This window comes from Streptomyces sp. CA-179760, assembly GCF_050937045.1.
GTDB lineage: Bacteria > Actinomycetota > Actinomycetes > Streptomycetales > Streptomycetaceae > Streptomyces.
Map to the genome: position 1 here is coordinate 7,975,359 of NZ_JBNJLZ010000001.1, position 24,144 is coordinate 7,999,502.

Sequence of the window (24,144 nt, forward strand, 5' to 3'; positions counted from 1 at the left end):
CGGCGCCGGACCGGAACCAGTCGCCGGGACCCTCAGCGCTTGGCATATTCGCGGAAGCCACGGCCGGTCTTGCGGCCGAGGCAGCCCGCGGCCACCAGGTGCTCCAGCAGCGGCGCCGGGGCCAGCCCCGGGTCGCGGAACTCGCGGTGCAGGACCTTCTCGATGGCGAGCGAGACATCCAGTCCGACGACGTCCAGCAGCTCGAAGGGGCCCATCGGGTACCCGCCGCCCAGCCGCATCGCCGCGTCGATGTCGTCGAGGGACGCGTAGTGCTCCTCGACCATCTTGATCGCGTTGTTCAGGTACGGGAACAGCAGTGCGTTCACGATGAAGCCCGCCCGGTCCCCGCAGTCGACCGCGTGCTTCCTGATCCGGCCGCAGACCTCGCGGACCGTCGCGTGGACGTCGTCGGCCGTCAGCACGGTGCGGACGACCTCGACCAGCTTCATGGCCGGCGCCGGGTTGAAGAAGTGCATGCCGATCACGTCCTGCGGACGCGAGGTGGCACGGGCGCAGGCGACGACCGGCAGGGACGAGGTGGTGGTGGCCAGGATCGCGCCCGGCTTGCAGACCTTGTCCAGCGCGGCGAACAGCTGCCGCTTGACCTCCAGGTCCTCGGCGACCGCCTCCACGGCCAGGTCGACGTCGGCGAAGTCGTCGTAGGTGCCTGTCGGCGTGATGCGCTCCAGGGTCTGCGCGGCGGTCTCGGCGGTCATGCGGCCCTTGTCCACCGAGCGGGCCAGGGACTTGCCGATCCGGGCCTTCGCGGCCTGGGCCTTCTCCTCGCTGCGGGCGGCGATGACCACGTCGTACCCGCCCTTGGCGAAGACCTCGGCGATGCCGGAGGCCATGGTGCCCGAGCCCGCGACGCCGACCGAGCGGACTTCCCGGCCTCCGCTCAGGCTGCCGCCCTCCAGCGGGGTCAGCGCGTCCCGCACGACGACCGGGCTGCCCGGTGCCTCGTAGGTGTAGAAACCACGCCCCGCCTTACGGCCGGTCAGGCCCGCCTCGCTCAGCTGAGCGAGGATCGGTGCCGGTGCGTGCAGGCGGTCGCGGGACTCGGCGTACATCGCCTCCAGGACCGTGCGCGCCGTGTCGACGCCGATCAGGTCCAGCAGCGCCAGCGGGCCCATGGGCAGCCCGCAGCCCAGCCGCATCGCGGCGTCGATGTCCTCACGGGAGGCGTACTTCGCCTCATACATCGCGGCGGCCTGGTTGAGGTAGCCGAACAGCAGGCCGTCGGCGACGAACCCCGGGCGGTCGCCGACCGCGACGGGCTCCTTGCCCAGGTCCAGGGCGAGGTCGGTGACCGCCGTGACGGCCGCCGGCGCGGTCAGCACCGAGGAGACGACCTCGACCAGCTTCATCGCCGGGGCCGGATTGAAGAAGTGCAGGCCCAGCACCCGCTCCGGGCGGGAGGATTCGGCGGCCAGCCGGGTGACGGACAGGGCGTTGGTGCCGGTCGCCAGGATCGTCCCCGAGCGCACGATCCCGTCCAGCTCCCGGAAGATCTGCTGCTTGACCTCGTACGACTCCGGCGCCACCTCGATGACCAGGTCGGCGTCGGCCGCCGTCCTGAGGTCGGTGGAGGTACGGACCCGGGCGAGGATGTCCGTTCGGTCCTGCTCGGTCAGCCGCTCGCGCTCGACGCCACGGGCGGTGGAGGCCTCCAGGGCGGCGACGCACTTCGCGGCCTGGGCCTCGCTGATGTCGATGCCGACGACCTCGCGGCCGGCCTTGGCGAGGACCTCGGCGATGCCGGTGCCCATCGTGCCGAGGCCGACGACGGCGATGGTCTGCAGCGGGGACTGGGACGGGTCGGACAGGGGAGTGGCCATCGCGGGACTCCAGGAATGAGGGTGACGACGGGGAACACGCCCGGGTGCGCCGAGCGGCGCACCGGGTGCGTGAGTGCGGGTGTTGCCGGGCTGCAAGCGCACACGCCCGGTGAAGGGAGGACCGGCCCTGTCCCGGGGCCGAGTCGCACCGCGGTACCTGAGGTACCGAACCGACTGCTCTCACGGCGGCCGCGTCACCAGACCGCCGAGAGGAAAAGCGAGTGGGTAACTCGCTCGTCTGAGCTTAACTGGCGGGTAACGAGCGCGCCAGCCCTCGTCTTTGTGATGTACGTCCCGCGCGGCTCGGGACGCCTCTAACCTCTCAGTCATGGACGAAGAGTTGCGATCACTCACGCTGCGCTTACGGCAGGAGTCGGGGGCGGCGCCCGCGTTCGAGCGGCTCGTGGCGACCGAGGACGTCGACGCCCTGGCAGGTGTGCTGACGGAACCCGGGCAGCAGCTGTGGGCGAGGGAGCTGGCCGCGTTCCGGCTCGGGCTCGCGCGGGACCGGCGGGCCTTCGAGGCCCTGGTGCTGCTGCTGAACCACCGTGACCCGCCGCGCTGCGCCTCCGCCGCCTACGCCCTCGCCCGCCTCGGCGACCCGCGCACCGCCCGCGCGGCCGCCGCCCTCGCGACGAACGAACTCCGCGTCGCCTACGCGCTCCACCCCGTACGGCTCCTGGTCGAGCTGCGCGCCCCGGAGGCCGTGCCCGCGCTGATCACCACCCTGCGGCGGCGGCTGCGGCCGCACGACCCCTACCGTCGGGTGGCCCTCGCCTGTGTGGACGGACTCGGCACGCTCGGCGACGCCCGGGCCAGGCCTGTCCTGGACGAGGCCCTCGCCCATCCGGTGCTCGCCGAGGCGGCGGTGCGTGCGCTGGGGAGGATTCCGAAGCAGCGGTGAGGTCAGCGGGGGAGCGCTCTGGCGTAGCGCACCTCGGGGACGGGGGTGCCCTCCACCTCGAAGGGCTCCTCGGCGCCGTCCGCGTCGAAGCCGGCCCGTTCGTAGAAATGGCGGGCCCGGCCGTTCTCCTTGAGGACCCACAGGAGCAGACGGCCGTGTCCCGCGCGGGTACAGCGCTCGACCGACTCCCCGAGCAGCGCCCGCCCCACGCCGCGTCCCAGGTGCTCCGGGTGGACATAGACGGCGTACAACTCGGCGTCCGGCGTACGGACTTCGCCGTCCCGGTACGGTCCGTGGCAGGCCCAGCCCACGAGCTCGCCGCCGGTGTCCTCGGCGACCAGGTTCACCACGCCGTCGCCGGCCTGCGCGAAGTACGTACGGCGGCGCTCCGCGTCCTCGGCGGCGCTCAGGCCGTCCAGATACGCCTGCGGGATCAGCCCGCGGTACGCGCTCTGCCAGCCGCGTACGCGGATCTCCGCGACACGGTCGCAGTCGGCGAGCGCCATCTCCCGGACCCGAAGCCCCTTCAGCTCACTCATGGAGCCATAGTGGACCACGGGTCCGACAGTGCCCGCCCCCGCTGACGGCCAGGGGCTCAGCTGCGGAAGCCGAGCAGGCGGTGGAGTGTTGAGCCTCGTGCGGACATCGATGCCGTCTTCGATGTCAGTGGCTCGGGGTCCTGGAGGGCGTCGCACGTCGCGTCCCGTGTGCCGATGCCACGCGGCACGGTGCCGTCGGACAGATAGGCCGCCAGGTACTTGTCCAGGCAGGCGTTCCCGCTCAGCGTGATGCCGTGGTTGCCGCCGCCCTGCTCGACCACCAGGCTGGAGCGGGCCAGCAGGTCATGGACGGTGACGCCACCCTCGTAGGGAGTGGCCGCGTCGTTCGTCGCCTGGAAGAGCAGGGCGGGAGGCAGCTGACCGTTGGCGATGCTCACCGGACGCGCCCCGTCGGTCGGCCAGAACGCGCACGGTGCGTTGTACCAGGCGTTGTTCCAGGTCATGAACGGCGCCTTCTCGTACGCCGCCCAGTTGTCCTTGCGCCACTGGTGCCAGTCACGCGGCCAGAAGGCGTCCCGGCACTGCACGGAGGTGTAGATGCTGTAGCTGTTGTCGTCGGCGGCGTCGGTCGCGCCGAAGTTCTTGTACACCTCGACCAGCGGGGCGGTGGTCTTGCGGTTCACGTAGGCCGCGAACGCCTCCGCCAGATAAGGCCAGTAGCCGTTGTAGTAGGCGCCCGGGACGAAGGTGTCCTCCAGCTCCGCGGCGCCCACCCTGCCGCCCGCCGGGTCCTTGGCCAGCGCCGCCCGCATCGCGTACCACGCGGCTTCGATCTTCTCCGGGTCGGTGCCGAGCCGGTACCGCTCGTCGTGCCTGGCGACCCAGGCCATGAAGGCGCGGTGGCGGTCGTTGAAGGCGTGGTCCTGGTTCAGGTTGGCGGTGTACCAGACGTCGGTGGGGTCGACGATCGAGTCGAGGACCATGCGCCGGACGTGTTGCGGGTACAGCCGCCCGTAGACCGCGCCCAGATAGGTGCCGTACGAGTAGCCGAAGTAGCTGATCTTGCGCGCGCCCAGTGCCTGGCGGATCGCCTCGATGTCGTGCGCGGCGCTGACCGTGTTGATGTGCGGCAGCAGGTGCCCGTACTTCTCGGTGCAGGCGACGGCGAAGGACTTGGCGCGGGCGAGGTTGGCCCGCTCGGCCTCGGGCGTGCTCGGCACGGAGTCCGGGCGCACCGGGCCGAAGTAGCCGGGCTCGCAGTCCAGCGCGGGCCTGCTCTCGCCCACTCCGCGCGGGTCGAAGCCGATGATGTCGTACTGGGCCGCGACCTCCTTGGGCAGCGAGGTGGCCACGAAACCGGCCAGCGTCAGACCGTCGCCGCCGGGGCCGCCGGGGTTGACCAGCAGCGGGCCCTGGAACCGCTCGGCGGTGTGCGGGACGCGCGACAGCGCGAGGGAGATCCGCGGACCGCGCGGGTTCGCGTGGTCGAGCGGCACCTTGGCGGACGCGCACTGGAGCATCGGATAGTCGGTGGTGCCGCACTTCTTCCAGGCGGGTTTCGCAGCGCGAAAGGTTTCCGCCGAGTGCGGTGCGCTCGCCTCGGCGGGCACGGCCGCGATGCTCCCGGCCAGCACGACGGCAGCGCCGCACAGCACGGCTGCGCGTGTTCTCATGGCGTCCTTCCAGGGCGGAGAGGCGTCGGACCGCGGAGTTCACGGTCATCGCCGATTCGTCCCGGCAAGCGGCTCCGGAAGAACGTGTTCTGTCAAGACTTGACCCGATTGGGTCGCGAGATGCGCTCGAACGCTCCTATATGAGCGACAGTTGGGTGGGTTCGGACGTCGGCGGCTCGGCCGGTCCGTGCGGCCGGATCCCACGCGGCAGGTCCGCGCGCGTGGGCCCGATGCCGTACTCCTCCGCCAGCTCGTGGACCTGACGGGTGATCCGGCGCTGGTACCACTTCGGGGCGTAGGAGCCCTCCGCGTACAGCCGCTCGTACCGGGCCACCAGATGCGGATGGTGCTGCCCCAGCCAGGCCATGAACCACTCGCGGGCGCCGGGCCGCAGATGCAGCACCAGCGGGGTGACGGACGTGGCGCCGGCGGCCGCGATCGCCCGCACGGTGGCCCGCAGTTGGGCCGGCCGGTCGCCCAGGAACGGGATCACCGGCGCCATCAGCACACCGCAGCCGATGCCGTGCTCGCCCAGGGTCCGTACGACGTCCAGGCGCCGCTCCGGCGCGGGCGTGCCCGGCTCGACGGTGCGCCACAGCTCGGGGTCGGTGAAGCCGACCGAGACGGAGATGCCGACGTCGGTCACCTCCGCGGCCTGCTTGAGCAGGTCGAGGTCGCGCAGGATCAGCGTGCCCTTGGTCAGGATCGAGAAGGGGTTCGCGTGATCGCGCAGGGCCGAGATGATGCCCGGCATCAGGCGGTAGCGGCCCTCGGCGCGCTGGTAGCAGTCGACGTTCGTGCCCATCGCGATGTGCTCGCCCTGCCAGCGCCGCGAGCCGAGCTGCCGGCGCAGCAGCTCGGGCGCGTTGACCTTGACCACGATCTGGGTGTCGAAGCCGAGGCCCGTGTCGAGGTCCAGGTAGCTGTGGGTCTTGCGGGCGAAGCAGTACACGCACGCGTGCGAGCAGCCGCGATAGGGGTTGACCGTCCACTGGAACGACATCCGCGAGACCGCCGGCACCCGGTTGATGATCGAGCGGGCCCGGATCTCGTGGAAGGTGATGCCCGCGAACTCCGGCGTGTCGATGGTGCGGGTCGTCACCGCGTCCGCGCCGAACAGCGCGGAGTCGGCCCGGCTGTGTTCGGAGTCCGTTGTGAGGTTCTCCCAGCGCATGACGCCTCCTCGGTAGCACTGCCCACAGAATAGAACACATGTTCCCTTGATCGTGCGAGGGTGTTCTGCGAACGTGTTCGACCGGGTTCGGGGGCCCCGATTTGGGGGCCGGGTGGCGGGGTGGTTGGCTTGCCCCGACCCCCGAGAAATCACTGGAGGAACCTGATGGCGCAGGTCGAGGCCACTACGGAGCGGATCGTCGCGGCGGACGCGGAGACGGTGTTCGACGCCCTCGCCGACTACAGCGGGACGCGCGAGAAGCTGCTGCCCGAGCACTTCAGCGAGTACGAGGTGCGCGAGGGCGGCGACGGCGAGGGCACCCTCGTCCACTGGAAGCTCCAGGCCACCAGCAAGCGCGTGCGCGACTGCCTCCTGGAGGTCGGCGAACCCAACGACGGTGAGCTGGTCGAGAAGGACCGCAACTCCTCCATGGTCACCACCTGGCGGGTCACCCCGGCCGGTGAGGGCAGGTCCCGGGTCGTCGTGACCACCACCTGGACCGGCGCCGGCGGCATCGGCGGCTTCTTCGAGAAGACCTTCGCCCCCAAGGGCCTCGGCCGGATCTACGACGCGATGCTCGCCAAGCTCGCCGGCGAGGTCGAGAAGTAGCCGCCCGCACCCTCAAGATCCAACCCGGTGGGGGCCGTTGTGGCCCCTCACCGGTTCGGGTGATCTCCGGGCGGACCCGCCGCATGCCGTAACTCGTCGTGCTTGCTCATAGTTGTCGCTTTTACGCGGGAATTGTGCGGCAGCGCGACGAGGGGAGCGGTAGGTGGGCGGAATCACTCTGGCGCAGGACGAACCGGTGGTGGCGCCACCCGACACCCCGGCCCCACCACCGGCCCCGGTCACCGAACTGAGCCCTCGCCGGGTCCGGTTGATCTTCCTCGCGCTCATGCTGGCCCTGCTCCTGGCCGCCCTGGAGCAGATGATCGTCGCCACCGCGCTCCCGAAGATCGTCGGCGAGCTGCACGGCCTGGACCGGATGTCCTGGACGATCACCGCCTATCTGCTCACCGCCACCGTCGGACTGCCGATCTACGGCAAGCTCGGCGATCTGCTGGGCCGCAAGGGCGTCTTCCAGTTCGCCATCGTCGTCTTCGTCGCCGGCTCCGCGCTCGCGGGCCGCGCGCAGACCATGGACCAGCTCATCGCCTTCCGCGCCCTCCAGGGCGTCGGTGCGGGCGGCCTCATGATCGGGGTCCAGGCGATCATCGCGGACATCGTGCCGCCCCGGCGGCGCGCCCGCTACATGGGCCTGATCGGCGCCGCGTTCGGCCTCGCCTCCGTGGCCGGACCGCTGCTCGGCGGCTACTTCACGGACCAGCTCTCCTGGCGCTGGTGCTTCTACGTCAACGTGCCCTTCGGCCTGGTCGCCCTCGCCGTCGTCGCCGTCGCGCTGAAGCTCCCGAAGCCGGCCGTCAGGGCCCGGCTGGACGTCCTCGGCGCGCTGCTGCTGACCGCCGCCTCCACCTGCCTTGTGCTGCTGACCAGCTGGGGCGGCGCCGAGTACGCCTGGGACTCGCGCATGATCCTCGGCCTCGGCGCCGGAGCGGCCGCGGCGACCGTGCTCTTCCTCGTCGTCGAGCGCTTCGCCGTCGAACCCCTCATCCCGCTGCGGCTGTTCAAGGACTCCGTCTTCAACGTCACCGGCCTCGTCGGCCTGGTGATCGGAGCCGGACTGTTCGGCGCCGCCAGCTACCTGCCGACCTGGCTGCAGATGGTCGACGGGGCCTCCGCCACCGAGTCGGGCCTGCTCATGCTGCCGATGACGGGCGGCATCGTCGGCGCCTCGATCATCGTCGGCCAGCTCATCAGCCACACCGGCCGCTACAAGGCCTACCCGATCCTCGGCGGCGCCCTCTCCGTCGCCGGCATGTGGCTGCTCTCCCGCCTCGACGCCGGCACGCCCCGGCTGCACTACAGCATCTGGATGGCCGTCCTCGGCGCCGGCATCGGCATGGTGATGCCGGTCCTGATCCTCGCCGTGCAGAACTCGGCGCGCCCCGCCGACCTGGGCACCGCCACCAGCGCCAACAACTACTTCCGGCAGATCGGCGGCAGCGTGGGAGCCGCCGTCTTCGGCACGCTCTTCGCCGGCCGGCTCGCCGACGCGCTGGCCGAAAGCCTCCCCGCGCGCGCGGGCGACCGGCTGCCCGAGCCCGAGTCCATCACCCCGCAGCTCGTGCACACGCTGCCTCCGGCACTGCGCGACGGCTACATCCGGGCGTACGCCGACGCCATGCCGCGGATCTTCCTCTACCTGGTGCCGGTGCTCGTCCTCGGACTGGTCATCGCCTTCTTCCTCAAGGAGAAACCACTGGTGTCCCACTACGCCTCCGCCACCGACCCGGACACGGCGCCGGGGAACGCCGCGATCCCGCAGGCGCGCACACCGCACGCGGCCGGAATGCCCGTCTGCGGCTCGGTGCAGCACCACGACGGGACCATCGTGCCCCGCGCCGCGCTCACGCTCATCGACGTCACCGGCCAGCAGACCGGGCGCGGCGCGAGCGGCGAGGACGGGCGCTACGCACTGCCCACCCCGGGGCCCGGTGCCTATGTGCTGATCGCCGCCGCGGGTGGCCACCAGCCGCAGGCGGTCTCCGTGACCGTGGGCGAACGCCCCGTCGAACTGGACATCGTCCTCGGCGGCGCCGGGAACCTCGCCGGCAGCGTCGTCACCGCCGACGGCACCCCCGTGCGGGACGCCACCGTCACGCTCACCAACGCGCACGGCGCGGTCGTGGCCACCACCCGCAGCGGCCGGGAAGGCGGCTACGTCATCACCGAACTGGTCGCCGGGGAGTACACCCTCGCCGCCGGCGCCCCCGCCTTCCGTCCGGCCGCGCTGCTCGTCACCGTCCAGGCCGATCGCGAGACCCGCCGGGACATCGAACTGGCCGGCGGCGCCGTCCTGCGCGGCACCGTCCGGGCGGGCGGCGGCCGGCCCGTGGAGGACGCCCGGGTGACCCTGCTGGACGTGGCGGGCAACGTCGTCGACACCCTCACGACCGGGCCCGACGGTACGTTCCGCTTCGTCGACCTGTCCTCCGGCGAGTACACCGTCATCGCCGCCGGATACCCGCCCGTCGCCACCGTCCTCCAGGTGGCCGGAGGCGGCCGCACCGAGCGGGATCTGCAGCTGGGACACGAGGACTGAAACGCACCGGCGTGCGGGGTGGTGCGCCGGTGCGAGGCCCGCGCGAGCAATTCCCGCATTGCCTCACATCGCGACCGGCGGGCGCCGTACGGTGGTGACGCCGGCGCGGATCTCGCGGAGCCGTGGGGAGAGAGGGCCTGGGCCATGGACCGTGGCACCGACAAGGCTGAGCAGGGCACGGCGACGGAACCCGCCGAGCCCGGCCGGGTCCCCCTGGCCGTCGTCGTGGTCGACCGCGAGGGCCTCGTGTCCCACTGGAGCCGGGGCGCACGGCGCCTGTTCGGCGTCCCCAAGGACGAGGCGATCGGCCGTACCGCCCTCGATCTGCTCCCCGTCTCGGGCGCCCTGCCCGAGGAGGAGGACACCACCCCGCACGCCGCCTACGACGGTCTCGGGCCCGACCTCGAATCGTCCCTCGACGGCGGCCTCTCCTACCCGGCGGCGGGCCGCGCCCGGCTCACCGCACCCGGCCGCGACCGGGTCGACGTCCTGTGGTGGGCCTACCCCCTGATCGGCCCCGGGCCGGAACGGCTGCTCGTACTGGCCGCCGACGCGGACGTGCTGCGCGCCGGCGACGGGACGCTGGAGCGGACAGCGCCCGGCTTCGCCCAGCACACGGACTTCCCCGGGTCGGAGGATCTCGCCCGCCGACTGCCCGAGATCCTGCCCAGCATGAGCGTCGGCGAGAGCGCCCGCATCGTCGCGCAGGTCCTCGAACTCGGCTACCCCGTCCTGGAGTTCAGCCAGAAGGACCGGGTGCCCGTCACCCCCGACTGGGGTGTGGCCCGGCGCGCCGAACGCAAGGCACGCCGGGAGCGTGCGGCGCGGGCCCTGGCCGCCGGCGAGCCCGTCCCGGAGGAACTGCGCGACGACAGCGAAGGCCTCGAGTACGCGGCCGTCCGCGAGCATCTGGAGTTCCTCAACGAGGTCAGCGGCCGCATCGGCACCTCCCTCGACCTGTCCCGCACGATCATCGAGGTCAGCAAGGCCGTCGTGCCCAGGTTCACCGACGTCGCCGGGACGTATCTGCGCGAACAGGTCGTCGCCGGCGAGGGGTTCCCGGACGGTGTGCCCGACACGACCACCATGTGGCACCGGGTCGCCCTGGAGCACACCGACGAACCCGGCCGCTGGGACGACGTCGTACCGGTCGGGGAGGCCATGCCCTTCCCCGCGCACACGCCGTTCTTCCAGTGCATGACCTCCGGCGAACCCGTCCTCGTGCCGCGCATCAGCGAGGAGATGGGCCATGCCATCGCCGCGCAGTTCGAGAAGCGCGACATCCGGCCGCTCATCACGGGCCGATCCATGCTGGTCGTGCCCCTGAAGGCCCGTCATGTCGTGCTGGGCTTCATGATCCTGCTGCGGCACCCGGAGCGGCCTGTCTTCGACGACATGGACCGCGTCACCGGCGCCGAACTCGCCGCCCGCGCGGGCCTCGTGCTCGACAACGCGCGCATGTACACGTACCAGGAGAACGTCGCCGAGACGCTCCAGGACAGCATGCTGCCGCACATCCCGCCCCGCATGGCGGGCTGCGACATCGCCACCCGCTATCTGCCGGGCACACTGCTCGGGCGGGTCGGCGGCGACTGGTTCGACGCGGTGAAGCTGCCCGGCGGGCGTACCGCGTTCGTCGTCGGCGACGTCATGGGCCACGGTCTGAACTCGGCCGCGATGATGGGCCAGTTGCGGACGGCCGTGCAGACCATGGCCGGCCTGGATCTGCCGCCCGCGCAGTTGCTGCGCAACCTCGACGACCTCGCCCAGCGCCTCGGCGACACCTACCTCGCGACCTGCCTGTACGCCGTCTACGACCCGATCGCGAGCGAACTGCACCTCGCCAACGCCGGGCACATCCCTCCCGTCCTGGTCCGGGCCGGCGACGGGCGCAGCCAACTGCTGGACCTGCCCACGGGAGCGCCGATCGGCGTCGGGGGAGTGCCCTTCGAGGCGATACGGATGCGTGTGGAACCCGGCGACCGGCTGGTGATGTGCACCGACGGGCTGGTCGAGGTGCGCGGCGAGGACATCGGCGTGGGCCTCGCGGCCCTCTGCGAGTCGGCCGCCCACCCCGCCGCGTCCATGGACGACGCCTGCGACACCATCATCCGGTCCCTCAACACACGCGGCGGCCGCAAGGACGACGTGGCTCTGCTGATGGCGCGGCTGAACGGCATCGAGCCGGACGACGTCGCCGAGTGGCGGCTCGCCCTCGACCCGGCCGAGGCCGGCCGGGCCCGCGCGGCGGTCCGCGAGCAGCTGCATGACTGGGGCCTGGCGAAGCTGGTCGCGTCCGCCGAGCTGATCGTCAGTGAACTCGTCACCAACGCCGTACGGCACTCCCACGCACACCCCGTGGAACTGCGTCTCGTCCGCGGCGACACCCTGCTGTGCGAGGTGGACGACGACGACCACGAGCTGCCGACGCTGCTGAGCAGCGGCTCTCTCGACGATGCCGGTCGCGGTCTGCGGGTCGTCAGCACGCTGTCCCGTGAGTGGGGTGCCAGCCGCACCAAGACGGGCAAGACCGTGTGGTTCGAACTGACGCTGCCCAGGCGCTGACGCCAGAGGCTTGTCGTGGCCCCCGCCGCGCGGTACACCGTACTCGCCCGCCGGACGGCGGGATCCGTTCGCACCCTGGGGAGTCGGTCATGAGCGTGACGAGTCGGTACCGGGAGGCGTGGGAGGGGTTCTGGCGTGCGGCGTCCGACGAACCGGGGGCGGTGTTCTGGGACGCCGAGCCGGTCCTGACCGCCGGCCCGCACCTCGCCCTGTTCGAACCTCATGTGGCCTGTCCGGCACTGCCGATGGTGGACCTCGGCTGCGGCAACGGAACCCAGACCCGCTACCTCGCCGACCGCTTCCCGCGGGTCGTGGGCGCCGACCTGTCGGCCGCGGCCCTCGACCACGCCCGGCGGGCCGACCCGGCCGGGCAGGCCGCGTACCGGCAGCTGGACGCGGCCGACAAGAGCCAGACGCAGACCCTGCACGCGGAGCTCGGCGACACCAACGTCTATATGCGGGGCGTACTGCACCAGTGCGAACCGGAGGACCGGCAGTCGCTGGTGGACGGGATCGCCACGCTGGTCGGCGACCGCGGCCGGGCCTTCCTGGTGGAGCTCTCCGGGGCCGCCAAGCCGGTGCTGATGGGCCTGGCGAGTGGCCCCGACGGTCCGCCGCCCAAGCTCGCGCCGGTGTTCCGGCACGGCATCGCACCCGGCGAGGTCTCCGACGGCGCCGTGCCCGAGTATCTGCGCTCGGCCGGGCTCACGGTCGTGGCGAACGGTGAGATGCCCCTCGTCACCACGGAGTACGCACCCGGCGGAGCCCGGGTGGAGCTGCCCTCGACGTGGGTGGTGGCCCGGCGCACGGAGTAACAAGTATCTGTTTCAAGCTTCCTTCGTGGCTGGTTTTCGAGCTGCTTGTGCAACCCGTGTATCAATTCTTTCCGACTGACTACCATTCACCGATCGCAGAGGCACAACGGGGCACTGTGCCACACATTAGAAGAGCGACACGATCGGGGGAAACGCATGGGATCGGATCACGGGAGAGCGAGCTTCCATGAACTGACCGGTCGCGAACTGGAGGTTCTGTCCCTGCTGGTCACAGGCGATTCGAACCGGCGGCTCGCGCAACGGCTCGAAATTGCGGAGCGGACGGTGAAGGCCCATCTGACGAGTCTGATGCGCAAGCTCGGCGTCGAGTCCCGGGTGGAACCGTCCCTTCTAGCACAGAGATACCAGAAAGCGCTATCGGACCTTGGGGTAATACCCAAAGGTTCGATGGGCGAACGAGACGCGAGTTGCAGAAGTGGCACATGACGGTCGGAAAGTCGCCCGGTCGCCGCCGAGGTCCTGCGGGCCACGACGCTGGGCAGCGCGGTGGTGCTGATGCTCGTGGCGGCAACACGCTGGCCTTCCTCACCGTGGGCCTCGCCACCCAGGAGATGCGGCCGGACCTGTCGGCACTGGCCGCCGTGGGCGCCGACCGTCGGTTCCGTTCCTGGCTCACCGGTGTGTACGCCGGTCAGGTGACGCTTCTCGGCGTGCTGATGGGCGTCGGGGTGACCGCCGTCGCCACCCCCGCCCTGCTGTTCTCCCTGGACATCGGCTGGTCGCTGTGGCCGTGGCTGGGGCTCGCCGCCGCCTCCGCGGGAGCCGTGGCGGCAGCGGTGGTGGCGGGCTGTCTGGGCGGCTCCCGGGTGGCGACCCTGCTGAGGACCGCACAGTGAGCCGGTCATCGCTCTTCCGTCCGTGCACCTGATCCCGTCTTCCGGAGGACAGTCATGCCGTTGCCCTGGACACGGATGCTCGTCGCGTCCGCCACCTCGACGCTGTTGCTCGGAACCTCCGCCGTGGCCACCGCCGCCGCACCGGACGAGAAGGGCGTTGCGGCGAGCGTGCACACCGCCGGGCGGGTCCAGGACGGCGGGGACGTGCTCCGGTACAGCTGGCCCGGCGTGTACTTCGAGGGCCGGATCAGAGGCACCGGAGTCGGTATCGTGCTCGACGACCCGGCCGCCGACTACGACGTCCAGGTCGACGGAGCCACCGTCGCGACCCTCGTCACGCCGGGCAGGACCACCCACTGGGTCGACGGCCTGCGCAAGGGAGTGCACACCGTACGGCTCGTCAAACGCAACGACACCCCCTGGAGCACCAGCGCGTTCGGCGGCTTCGTCGCCGCGCCGGGCGGTGCCGTGCTGGCTCCGCCCACCGCGCGCGGCCGCCAGATCGAGTTCGTCGGAGACTCCCTCACGGCGGGCTACGGCAACCTCTCGGCCTCCCGGGACTGCACCGGCGAGCAGGTCGCCCGCACCACCAACGCCGACGTGGGCTATGCCGCCCTCACCGCCCGGCGGCTGCGCGCCGACCACCAGATCAACGCGTACTCGGGCCGGGGCATGGTGCGCAACTACAACGGAGGCTCGCCGGGGGAGAACTACCGCACCTTCTACGACCGCGCGCTGCTGAACGTACCGGGCGACGTCTGGCAGAACCCGGGCACCTGGCGGCCGGGCCTCGTGGTGGTCCACCTCGGCACCAACGACTTCTCGACCCCGGTCAACCCGGGCGAGCCCTGGACGGACGAGAGCCTCGCCGCCGCGTACCGGAGCGCCTACAGCGGCTTCCTCCAGAAGCTGCGGACGCGTTACGGGCCCGGGACCACCCTGCTGGCCGTCGGCGCCGGACCCTTCGCCGGGCATGTCGAGCAGGTCGTCCAGGGGCGAGCCGACGCCGGTGACCGCCGGGTCCGCTTCTGGAAGCTCGACGACACGGGCCTGGACCACATGGGCTGCCACTGGCACTACTCGGCCCGCGACCACCGGCTTCTCGCCGACCGGCTCACCTCTTTCCTCGCCGGTCTGCCGATCCGCTGGTGACGTCGTAGCCGGTTCTGTCCGCAGCGCGTAACGTGACGAACCATGAAGATCTCCATCCGGGACGGCTCGTCATGAGAATCCTCGTCAGCGCCGACATGGAGGGCGCCACCGGGGTCACCTGGCCGGACGACGTGGTGCCGGGCGCCGCGCAGTGGGAGCGCTGCCGCTCGCTGTTCACCTCCGATGTCAACGCCGCCGTGCTCGGCTTCCACGACGGCGGCGCCGACGAGGTGATCATCAACGAGGCGCACGCGACGATGCGCAATCTGCTGCTGGAGCAGCTGGACGAACGGGCCCAGCTGCTCACCGGCCGGCACAAGGCGCTCTCCATGGTCGAGGGCGTGCAGCACGGCGACGTCGACGGCATCGCGTTCGTCGGCTACCACGCGGGCGCCGGCATGGAGGGCGTCCTCGCCCACACCTACCTCGCGAACCAGATCACGGGCGTGTGGCTGAACGACGTACGGGCGAGCGAGGGGCTGCTCAACGCTCATGTCGTCGCCGAGTTCGGGGTGCCGGTCGTGCTGGTCACCGGGGACGACATCGCCTGCGAGGACGCGCTCGGCTACGCGCCCGAGGCGCTCAAGGTCGCGGTGAAGGACCATGTGTCGCGGTACGCGGCCGTGTGCCGCACCCCCGCCCGGACCGCCGCCGACATCCGTGCGGCGGCCAAGGAGGCCGCCGGGCTGGCGGTGCGTCACGCACCCGTGCGCGGCGGCCCGTTCACCGTCGCCGTCGAGTTCGACGCGGAGCACCTGGCGATGTCCGCCACCGTCGTGCCGGGTGTGGACCGGATCGGGGAGCGGAAGGTGGCTTACACGAGCGAGACCATGTACGAGGGCATCCGCGCTTTCAAGGCGGTCACCACGATCGTCTCGGCCGCGGTGGAGGAGCAGTATGGCTGAGCAGGTGGACGGGCAGGCGCTGGACGAGGTCGTGACGTACACGTCCGACCTGATCCGGATCGACACCACCAACCGGGGCGGCGGCGACTGCCAGGAGCGGCCCGCCGCCGAGTACGCCGCCGCGCGGCTCGCCGAGGCCGGGATCGAGCCGACGCTCCTGGAGCGCACCAAGGGCCGGACCAACGTCGTCGCCCGCGTCGAGGGCACCGACCCCGGAGCCGGCGCGCTGCTGCTCCACGGCCATCTCGACGTCGTACCCGCCGAGGCCGCCGGCTGGAGCGTGCACCCGTTCTCCGGGGAGGTCCGCGACGGCGTCGTCTGGGGGCGCGGCGCCGTCGACATGAAGAACATGGACGCGATGATCCTCGCCGTGCTGCGCGCCTGGGCCCGGCAGGGCGTACGGCCCCGGCGGGACATCGTCATCGCGTTCACCGCGGACGAGGAGGCCAGCGCCGAGGACGGCTCCGGGTTCCTCGCCGACGAACACGCCGCCCTGTTCGAGGGCTGCACCGAGGGCATCAGCGAGTCGGGCGCCTTCACCTTCCACGACGGCAACGGGCGGCAGATCTACCCGATCGCGGCCGGGGAACGCGGCACCGCCTGGCTGAAGCTCACCGCGCGCGGACGTGCCGGGCACGGCTCCAAAGTGAACCGGGACAACGCGGTGACCCGGCTGTCGGCCGCGATCACCCGGATCGGCGAGCACGAATGGCCCCCGCGGCCCACCGCGACCGTACGCGCGGCGCTCACCGAACTCGCCGCGCTCTACGGCATCGACAGCGACCTGACGGACGTCGACGCGCTGCTCGACAAGCTCGGCCCCGCCGCGAAGCTGGTCGAGTCGACCGTACGCAACAGCGCCAACCCGACGATGCTGACCGCGGGTTACAAGGTCAACGTGATCCCCGGGGAGGCCGTGGCCCAGGTGGACGGCCGGTATCTGCCCGGCGGCGAGGACGAGTTCCGCGAGACCCTCGACCGGCTCACCGGGCCGGACGTGGAGTGGGAGTTCCACCACCGCGAGGTCGCCCTGGAGTCGCCCGTGGACTCGGCGACGTTCGCCCGGATGCGGGCCGCCGTCGAGGAGTTCGCCCCGGAGGGGCACGTCGTGCCGTACTGCATGTCCGGCGGCACGGACGCCAAGCAGTTCTCGCGCCTCGGCATCACCGGCTACGGCTTCACACCGCTGAAGCTGCCCGAGGGCTACGACTACGGGGCCATGTTCCACGGGGTCGACGAGCGGGTCCCGGTCGAGGCGCTGCACTTCGGTGTGCGGGTACTCGACCGGTTCCTGCGGACGGCCTAGGGGAGTGGGGGAGAGCGTGCGGACACTGGCGTACGGGGCGTGGCCCTCGCCCATCGACGCGGCCATGGCCGCCGCGCACGACGGGCACCCGGAGTACGTGGGCTTCGTCGGCGACGAGGTGTGGTGGACCGAGCCCCGTCCCGCCGAGGGCGGCCGGCGCACCCTGGTGCGGCGGCACGCCGACGGCACGGAGGAAGCGGTACTGCCGGCGCCGTGGAACGTGCGCAGCCGGGTCATCGAGTACGGCGGCCACCCGTGGGCCGCGCACCCGGGCGACGACGGTCCGCTGGTGGTGTTCGTGAACTTCGCCGACCAGCGGCTGTACCGGTGCGAGCCGGGCGCGGAGCCCCGCCCCCTCACACCGGTGTCCCCCGTGGGCGCGGGCCTGCGCTGGGCGGAGCCGCTGCCGATGCCCGGACGGGGCGAAGTGTGGTGCGTGCTGGAGGAGTTCACCGGCGACGGACCCACCGATGTGCGCCGGGTCCTGGCCGCCGTCCCACTGGACGGCTCCGCCGCCCAGGACCGGGGCGCCGTACGCGAACTCACCGACGCCCGGCACCGCTTCGTGACGGGCCCGAAGCTCTCGCCCGACGGGCGGCGGGCCGCCTGGCTCGCCTGGGATCATCCGCGCATGCCGTGGGACGGCACCGAACTGATCCTCGCCGACGTCGGCCCCGACGGCACCCTGCACGACGCCCGGACCGTGGCCGGCGGGCCCGGCGAGTCCATCGCCCAGGCCGACTGGACCCACGACGGCCGCCTCCTGCACGCGAGCGACCGCAGCGGCTGGTGGAACCTCCACCTGGACGGGGAGCCGGTGTGCCCGCGCGAGGAGGAGTTCGGCGGGGCGCTGTGGAAGCTCGGCATGCGGTGGTTCGCGCCGCTCGCCAACGGTCTGGTCGCCGTCGTGCACGGCCGGGGCGCCACCGCCCTCGGCATCCTGGACCCCGAGACCGGCGAGGTGGTCGACGCGGCCGGGCCCTGGACCGAGTTCGCGCCCACCCTCGCGGCCCACGGCGAGCGCAGCGAGATGGGGGTCCCCGCGCCCGGAGGGTGGGGGAGGATCGTCGCCGTCGGGGCCAGCCCGCGCAGCGCCTACGAGGTCGTGGAACTGGACGCCGCCAGCGGCCACGCCCGCGTCATCGGCGCCGAGCACGACGACGCCGTGGACCCCGCGTACTACCCCGAGCCGCAGATCCGCACGTTCACCGGCCCGGACGGACGCGACATCCACGCCCACATCTACCCGCCGCACCACCCCGCCTGCGTCGCGCCCGACGACGAGCTGCCGCCGTACGTCGTCTGGGCGCACGGCGGGCCCACCGGCCGCGCACCCCTCGTGCTCGACCTGGAGATCGCCTACTTCACCTCGCGCGGCATCGGCGTCGCCGAGGTGAACTACGGCGGTTCCACCGGATACGGCCGCCCCTACCGCGAGCGGCTGCGCGAGCAGTGGGGCGTGGTGGACGTCGAGGACTGCGCGGCCGTGGCCCTGGCCCTCGCCGACGAGGGCACCGCCGACCGCGACCGGCTCGCCGTCCGGGGCGGCAGCGCCGGTGGCTGGACCGCGGCCGCCTCCCTCACCACGACCGACGTCTACGCCTGCGGCACGATCAAGTACCCGATCCTGGACCTCACCGGCTGGGGCACGGGGGAGACCCACGACTTCGAGTCGCGGTACCTGGAGAGCCTGATCGGGCCGCTCGCCGAGGTGCCCGCGCGGTACGCGGAGCGCTCGCCCGCCACCCACGCCGACCGCCTCCGCGTTCCGTTCCTGCTGCTCCAGGGCCTGGACGACCCGATCTGCCCGCCCGTCCAGTGCGAGCGGTTCCTGGCCCGGCTGGAGGGCCGGCGGGTGCCGCACGCCTATCTCGCCTTCGAGGGGAGGGACACGGGTTCCGGCGGGCGGAGACCATGGTGCGCGCCCTGGAGGCCGAACTCTCCTTGTACGCCCAGGTGTTCCGGCTCGATCCACGCGGCATTCCCACCCTGGAGCTCACCGAGTGAACCAGCTCTCGCGACCGCCCCGGCTCGGCCCCGGCGCCCGGGTCGCCGTCGTCGCGCCGAGCGGGCCCGTGCCCGAGGAGCGGCTCCAGGCCGGGCTCGACATCCTGCGCGGCTGGGACCTCGACCCCGTGGTGGCGCCCCATGTGCTCGGCAGGCACCGCGCGTTGGACTACCTGGCCGGCCCGGACGCCGAGCGGGCCGCCGATCTGCGGGACGCCTGGTGCGACCCGTCCGTCGCCGCGGTGCTGTGCGCCCGGGGCGGGTACGGGGCGCAGCGCATGGTCGACCTGCTCGACTGGGCGTCGATGCGGGCGGCGGGCCCGAAGATCTTCGCCGGGTTCAGCGACATCACCGTCCTGCACCAGGCCTTCGCCACCCGCCTCGGACTGGTCACCCTGTACGGCCCCGGGGTCGCCGGCGTCGACTTCCTCAAGAACGCCCGGGCCCAGGAGCATCTGCGGGCGACCCTCTTCGAGCCGGAGTCCGTGCGGAGAGTCACGGCCGTGCCTCCGGGCGGCGACGCGCTGGTGCCCGGACGAGCCCGGGGCGTCACGCTGGGCGGCTGTCTGAGCCTGCTCGCGAGCGACCTCGGCACCCCGCACGCCCACAAGGGGGCCCGGGGCGGGCTGCTGCTGATCGAGGACGTCGGCGAGAGCCCGTACCGACTGGACCGGTATCTGACCCAACTCCTGCGCGGCGGCTGGCTGGACGGGGTCGCCGGGATCGTGCTCGGGTCCTGGGCGACGTGCGGTCCGTACGAGGACCTGCGCGCGGTCTTCGAAGACCGGCTCGGCGGACTCGGTGTCCCGGTCGTGGAGGAGTTCGGGTTCGGGCACGGCGAGGGGGCGCTGACGATGCCCCTGGGGATGGCGGCCGAACTGGACGCCGGGACGGGCACGTTGACGTTCGACGAACCGGCCCTGAGCTGAACATGCCGCTACTGAAATTCTGTCAAGAACCCTCGTTTCGGTGATTGACGCTTCCTGACACGTGTCACACGATGACTACGACCAAGTACCTACTGGTCGGTATCCGGGTTGTCCCCACCGTGGAGGTCCGTGTGTCCCGACGCGTGCCCAGATCCCGCGCGCCGCTCGCTCTCGCTCTGGGCGCCGCCCTGGCCGTCCCCCTCGCCCTCACCCCGCCCGCGACCGCGGCGGACTCCTACACCGTCACCCCGCTCAAGTTCACCGTCCCGGCGGGCGGCCGGTCCTGCGTGGTCGACGCCGACCTGTACCGCCCGGCGGGCGTGGACCGGGACCACCGGGCGCCCGCCGTGCTCGGCACGAACGGCTTCGGCGGCAGCAAGTCGGACGGTTCGACCGACACCATCGGCAAGGCCTTCGCCCAGCGCGGCTACGTCTCCCTCATCTACTCCGGCCTCGGCTTCGGCCGCAGCGGCTGTCTCATCTCCCTCGACGACCCGGCCATCGACGGTGCCGCCACCGCGCGACTGGTCGACTTCCTCGGCGGCGGACGCGCCGCCGACGACGGCAGCACCGCCGACTTCGTCACCCTCGACCGGCCCGGCGACCCACGGGTCGGCATGATCGGCGGCTCCTACGGCGGCGCCGTCCAGCTGGCCACCGCCGCCGTCGACCACCGCCTCGACGCGCTCGTCCCCATGATCACCTGGAACGACCTGGCGTACGCGCTGGCCCCCAACAGCGCCACCGGCGGCACCGGCGTCCCGGGCGCCTTCAAATGGCAGTGGACCAACGGCTTCTACCTCATCGGCGAAGGCCAGCCCCTGCTCCAGCCCAGCCTCGACCCCTCCCGCATCAACTCCATGTCCTGCCTGCACTTCGTCACCAAGGCCTGCCGGACCATCCACACGCTCAACTCCGGCAGCTACCCCGCCGACCGGACCGCCGAGCTGCTCGCCTTCGCCCGCAGTGTCTCCCCGGTGTCGTACCTCCACCGCGTGAAGGCACCCACCCTGCTGGTCCAGGGGCAGGCCGACACCCTCTTCAACCTCAACGAGGCGACGGCGACGTACCGGACGCTCCGCGCACAGGGCACCCCCGTGAAGATGATCTGGCAGTCCTGGGGCCACAGCGGCGGGATCACCGGCCCTGGTGCCGGTGAACTCGATCTGTCGAAGGGCAACCTGGAGACCAGCTACGTCGGCCGGCGCGTCCTCGCCTGGTTCGACCGCCATCTGCGCGGCCGGACGCATGTCGACACGGGACCGGCCTTCGCCTACCACCGGGACTGGATCACCGACCCGAACCGTGCCTACGCCACCGCCGGCCACCTCCCGGCGCCGAGCCGGACGCTGTATCTCTCCGGCGACGGCAAGCTCGTCGACCACCGGAACAAGGTGGCCCGGGGCAGCCGTGGTTACACCAACTGGCTGACCCCCACGAGCCATTCGGAGAGCTCCCTGGCCGGCCTCATCGGGCTGCCCGACAGCCCGCCGCACGACACCGAGGGCACCTACCTCGGCTGGACCAGCGCGCCCCTGCCACACCCCCTCGACGTCGTGGGCGCGCCCCGGGCCACGCTCAAGGTGCACTCCCCGAAGGCCGAGCGCACCCAGAACTCCGGCGACGCGGCCGACAAGCTCGTCCTGTTCGCCAAGCTCTACGACGTCGCCCCCGACGGCACCCGCACCCTGGTGCGCCGCCTGGTCGCGCCGGTCCGGGTTCCGGACGTGACGAAGAGCTTCACCGTCACGCTGCCCGGGATCGTGCACCGCTACGAAAAGGGGCACCGGCTGCGGTTCGTGATCGCGGCGAGCGACGACGCGTACTTCGGCAACCGGGGGTCAAACCGGTGACCGTGGTCAGCGGGCCGAGGAACACCGGGGTGCTCCGGCTGCCGGTGGCCGGTTCCTGACGCTGAAGAAGCACAGGTGACGCGGTTACTGTGGCGGGGTGCCGCACAACGTGTCCCGCTACCTCGCCGAAGGCCCCCGGGTGGGCATACGCCACTTCACCTACGGGGACGGCGCCGAGTTCACCGCCCGGGCACGGGAGAGCAAGGACCTGCACCACCCCTGGCTCTTCCCGCCCGAGAGCGCCCAGGCCTACACCGCGTACGCCGGCCGGCTGATCGAGGACCCGTCCAAGGCCGGTTTCCTCGTCTGCGAGAAGGGCGACGTCCGCGGGCAGGGCGACGGGGCCATCGCCGGGTTCATCAACATCAACAACATCGTCGAGGGCGGCTTCCAGTGCGGGGCGCTGGGCTACGGCGCCTTCGCGCACGCCGCCGGGCGGGGGCTGATGCGCGAAGGTCTCGACCTCGTCGTGCGGTACGCGTTCGGCCCGATGCGGCTGCACCGGCTGGAGATCAACGTCCAGCCGGGGAACGCCGCGTCGATCGCCCTGGCCCGCGGCTGCGGGTTCCGGCTGGAGGGCTTCTCGCCGAAGATGCTCTTCGTCGACGGGGCCTGGCGCGACCACGAACGCTGGGCGATCACCGCCGAGACGGTCACGGGGCCGGGGCGGCGCTGAGTCCCGCCCCGGCGGGCATCACGGGTTGCGGTCCACGTACTCGTAGATCGACCCGTCCGGGTGCAGCGCGATCAGATTACGGCCGGCCGGTGACGCGATGGGTCCGGCGACGATGTGGGCGCCCAGTTCGGTGAGCACCCGGTGGGTGTCGTCGACGTCCTTGACGGCGATCGTCGCGGAGACCTTGCGCAGCACCTCCAGTTCGGCCGGGGGACCGCTCATCAGCAGGAAGCAGCCGATCGCCGCCACCTCGACACCGCCCCGTTCGAAGCGCTGGGCGCTGCCGCCCGCCAGTCGCTCGTAGAAGGGGATCGCGGTCTCGAGGTCTTCGACGCAGACGCGCAGTGTGGCACCCAGAATCTCCATGAGGACGAGCCTAGTTACGCGTCAGGGGGCGAGGGTACCCGGCCGGGTATGAAGCCGATGGATCATCTGGAGCATCTGGACAAACATCTGGTTGACGAGCTGGCGCAGGTGGCGCGCGAGACCGTACGGGACGAACTGCGCGAGCAGACGCGCAAGCAGCGCCGCAAGGCCTCGCTGTACGCCGCGTCCGGCGCCCTCGCCCTGTACGCGGGCGCGGCCCTCGCACTCGCCGTGGGACTGGCCCTCGCCCTCGGCCTGCCCGGCTGGGCGGCGGCGCTGATCACCGCCGTGCTCCTGGGCGCCGCGGCCTATGTGCTGCGCGGCATGGCCCGCCCGGGTTCCGGGCACGGGGCCGGTGCGGCCGACGGTCTGCCCGGTCCGTCAGTACCGCCGGCCCCGCCCGCCGCCGGGCCCGCCCCGGGCACGGTCCCCCCGAGGCCGAAGGACGCCCCGGACGTGCCGGGCCCCAGGGCGTGACGCGTCAGAGGCCCTGCTGGAGCTGCGGCAGCACCTTCGTGCGGTAGAAGTCGAAGAAGCCCCGCAGGTCGGGGCCGATCTGGTTGACGTAGACCCTGTCGAAGCCCGCGTCGGAGAACCGCCGCAGCTCGGCCACGTGGCCGTCCACGTCGTCCCCGCACACCCGGTTCTCGCGCACCATGTCCTCGGTGACCAGCTGCTGCGCCTGCTCGAAATGCTTCGGGGAGGGCAGCACCTGGCCCAGTTCTCCGGGCAGTTGCTCGTTCGCCCAGAGCCGGTGGACGGTCCGTACGGCCTCGTCCCCGTCGGTGTCGTAGCAGACCTTGGTGCCGCCGCTGACCAGCTTTCCGCCGCCTCCGCCCTTGCGGTACTGCTCCACCATCGCCTCGTCCGGCGCCATGGTGATGTAGCCGTCGCCGACGCGGGAGGCCAGCTGGGTCGCAGCCGGGCCGAAGCCGGAGATGTCGATCGGGACGGGCTCGTCCGGCACCGTGTACAGGCGGGCGTTCTCCACCGTGTAGTGCGGCCCGTGGTGGTTGACCTCCTCGCCCGTGAACAGCCGGCGCATTACCTGGATGGCCTCCTCCAGCATGTCCAGACGGACATGGGCCGGCGGCCAGTGGTCACCGAGGATGTGCTCGTTGAGCGCCTCGCCGGAGCCGACGCCGAGCCGGAAGCGGCCCGCCGTCATCACCGCGCTGGTCGCCGCGGCCTGCGCCACCACCGCCGGGTGCATCCGCACGGTCGGGCAGGTCACCGCCGTCTCGATCGGCAGGGACACCGCCTCGGACAGCGCGCCGATCACCGACCAGACGAACGGGCTCTGGCCCTGCTCGTCGTTCCACGGGTGGTAGTGGTCCGAGATCCACAGCGCCTGGAATCCGGCCTGCTCGGCCATCCGCGCCTGCTCGATCAGCTCGGCGGGTCCGTACTGCTCGCACGAGAGGAAATATCCGTACTCGGGCATGGGGGAGTGCCTCCGCG

The 24,144-nt window shown here is 71.9% G+C and carries 19 protein-coding genes and 2 pseudogenes; 15 read left to right on the top strand and 6 right to left on the bottom strand.

Features of this window, described 5'->3' with window-relative positions:
* Positions 1 to 32: 32 nt before the first annotated feature.
* On the bottom strand, positions 33 to 1,838 hold the full coding sequence (locus tag ACQEV8_RS36150) for a 3-hydroxyacyl-CoA dehydrogenase family protein (RefSeq protein ID WP_432969096.1): 1,806 nt from the start codon (positions 1,836 to 1,838) through the stop codon (positions 33 to 35).
* 328 nt (positions 1,839 to 2,166) lie between these two features.
* Here ACQEV8_RS36150 and ACQEV8_RS36155 point away from each other — a divergent pair, with 328 nt between their 5' ends.
* Complete coding sequence (locus ACQEV8_RS36155) at positions 2,167 to 2,742, top strand: adenylosuccinate lyase (RefSeq protein WP_432969099.1); 576 nt, start codon at positions 2,167 to 2,169, stop codon at positions 2,740 to 2,742.
* A 2-nt stretch (positions 2,743 to 2,744) separates the two neighbouring features.
* Here the strand turns inward: ACQEV8_RS36155 and ACQEV8_RS36160 are convergent, their stop codons facing one another.
* The 3 genes from ACQEV8_RS36160 to ACQEV8_RS36170 form a co-directional block, all read right to left on the bottom strand.
* Entirely contained in the window at positions 2,745 to 3,281 is a 537-nt protein-coding gene (locus ACQEV8_RS36160; RefSeq protein ID WP_432969102.1) for an N-acetyltransferase family protein, read from the bottom strand.
* 56 nt (positions 3,282 to 3,337) lie between these two features.
* Positions 3,338 to 4,915: an alpha/beta hydrolase gene (locus tag ACQEV8_RS36165; protein ID WP_432969105.1), complete on the bottom strand. Its 1,578-nt coding sequence runs from the start codon at positions 4,913 to 4,915 to the stop codon at positions 3,338 to 3,340.
* A 136-nt stretch (positions 4,916 to 5,051) separates the two neighbouring features.
* Positions 5,052 to 6,089: an Rv2578c family radical SAM protein gene (locus tag ACQEV8_RS36170; RefSeq protein WP_432969109.1), complete on the bottom strand. Its 1,038-nt coding sequence runs from the start codon at positions 6,087 to 6,089 to the stop codon at positions 5,052 to 5,054.
* Between the two features lie 165 nt (positions 6,090 to 6,254).
* Here ACQEV8_RS36170 and ACQEV8_RS36175 point away from each other — a divergent pair, with 165 nt between their 5' ends.
* The 13 genes and pseudogenes from ACQEV8_RS36175 to ACQEV8_RS36235 all read left to right on the top strand — a co-directional run bounded on the left by ACQEV8_RS36175 (position 6,255) and on the right by ACQEV8_RS36235 (position 22,317).
* Complete coding sequence (locus tag ACQEV8_RS36175; RefSeq protein WP_432969112.1) at positions 6,255 to 6,698, top strand: SRPBCC family protein; 444 nt, start codon at positions 6,255 to 6,257, stop codon at positions 6,696 to 6,698.
* Between the two features lie 163 nt (positions 6,699 to 6,861).
* A complete protein-coding gene (locus tag ACQEV8_RS36180; protein ID WP_432969115.1) occupies positions 6,862 to 9,252 on the top strand; it encodes an MFS transporter in 2,391 nt (796 codons plus the stop codon).
* 144 nt (positions 9,253 to 9,396) lie between these two features.
* A complete protein-coding gene (locus tag ACQEV8_RS36185) occupies positions 9,397 to 11,817 on the top strand; it encodes a SpoIIE family protein phosphatase (RefSeq protein WP_432969118.1) in 2,421 nt (806 codons plus the stop codon).
* A gap of 89 nt (positions 11,818 to 11,906) precedes the next feature.
* Positions 11,907 to 12,632, top strand: a complete 726-nt coding sequence (locus ACQEV8_RS36190; RefSeq protein WP_432969121.1) for a class I SAM-dependent methyltransferase — start codon at positions 11,907 to 11,909, stop codon at positions 12,630 to 12,632.
* A gap of 156 nt (positions 12,633 to 12,788) precedes the next feature.
* On the top strand, positions 12,789 to 13,079 hold the full coding sequence (locus ACQEV8_RS36195) for a LuxR C-terminal-related transcriptional regulator (protein ID WP_432969124.1): 291 nt from the start codon (positions 12,789 to 12,791) through the stop codon (positions 13,077 to 13,079).
* A complete protein-coding gene (locus ACQEV8_RS36200; RefSeq protein WP_432969127.1) occupies positions 13,076 to 13,489 on the top strand; it encodes an FtsX-like permease family protein in 414 nt (137 codons plus the stop codon). The genes ACQEV8_RS36195 and ACQEV8_RS36200 overlap by 4 nt, the downstream gene beginning before the upstream one ends.
* Positions 13,490 to 13,543: 54 nt before the next feature.
* Entirely contained in the window at positions 13,544 to 14,641 is a 1,098-nt protein-coding gene (locus tag ACQEV8_RS36205) for an SGNH/GDSL hydrolase family protein (RefSeq protein ID WP_432969130.1), read from the top strand.
* A 71-nt stretch (positions 14,642 to 14,712) separates the two neighbouring features.
* On the top strand, positions 14,713 to 15,546 hold the full coding sequence (locus ACQEV8_RS36210; RefSeq protein ID WP_432969133.1) for a M55 family metallopeptidase: 834 nt from the start codon (positions 14,713 to 14,715) through the stop codon (positions 15,544 to 15,546).
* Positions 15,539 to 16,852: a M20/M25/M40 family metallo-hydrolase gene (locus tag ACQEV8_RS36215; protein WP_432969136.1), complete on the top strand. Its 1,314-nt coding sequence runs from the start codon at positions 15,539 to 15,541 to the stop codon at positions 16,850 to 16,852. The genes ACQEV8_RS36210 and ACQEV8_RS36215 overlap by 8 nt, the downstream gene beginning before the upstream one ends.
* Before the next feature lie 16 nt (positions 16,853 to 16,868).
* Positions 16,869 to 18,859: pseudogene (locus ACQEV8_RS36220) on the top strand (S9 family peptidase).
* Positions 18,856 to 19,788, top strand: a complete 933-nt coding sequence (locus ACQEV8_RS36225; protein ID WP_432969139.1) for a S66 peptidase family protein — start codon at positions 18,856 to 18,858, stop codon at positions 19,786 to 19,788. The pseudogene ACQEV8_RS36220 and the gene ACQEV8_RS36225 overlap by 4 nt, the downstream one beginning before the upstream one ends.
* 71 nt (positions 19,789 to 19,859) lie before the next feature.
* Positions 19,860 to 21,700, top strand: a pseudogene (locus ACQEV8_RS36230) (CocE/NonD family hydrolase).
* A gap of 38 nt (positions 21,701 to 21,738) precedes the next feature.
* On the top strand, positions 21,739 to 22,317 hold the full coding sequence (locus ACQEV8_RS36235; RefSeq protein WP_432969142.1) for a GNAT family N-acetyltransferase: 579 nt from the start codon (positions 21,739 to 21,741) through the stop codon (positions 22,315 to 22,317).
* Positions 22,318 to 22,335: 18 nt separating this feature from the next.
* Here ACQEV8_RS36235 and ACQEV8_RS36240 read toward each other — a convergent pair whose 3' ends face one another.
* Entirely contained in the window at positions 22,336 to 22,683 is a 348-nt protein-coding gene (locus ACQEV8_RS36240) for a VOC family protein (protein ID WP_432969145.1), read from the bottom strand.
* 48 nt (positions 22,684 to 22,731) lie between these two features.
* Between ACQEV8_RS36240 and ACQEV8_RS36245 the strand changes: the two genes are divergently transcribed.
* Positions 22,732 to 23,160, top strand: coding sequence for a phage holin family protein (locus ACQEV8_RS36245; protein ID WP_432969148.1), 429 nt, complete (start codon positions 22,732 to 22,734; stop codon positions 23,158 to 23,160).
* A 4-nt stretch (positions 23,161 to 23,164) separates the two neighbouring features.
* Here ACQEV8_RS36245 and ACQEV8_RS36250 read toward each other — a convergent pair whose 3' ends face one another.
* Entirely contained in the window at positions 23,165 to 24,127 is a 963-nt protein-coding gene (locus tag ACQEV8_RS36250; protein ID WP_432969151.1) for an LLM class F420-dependent oxidoreductase, read from the bottom strand.
* Positions 24,128 to 24,144: the final 17 nt, after the last annotated feature.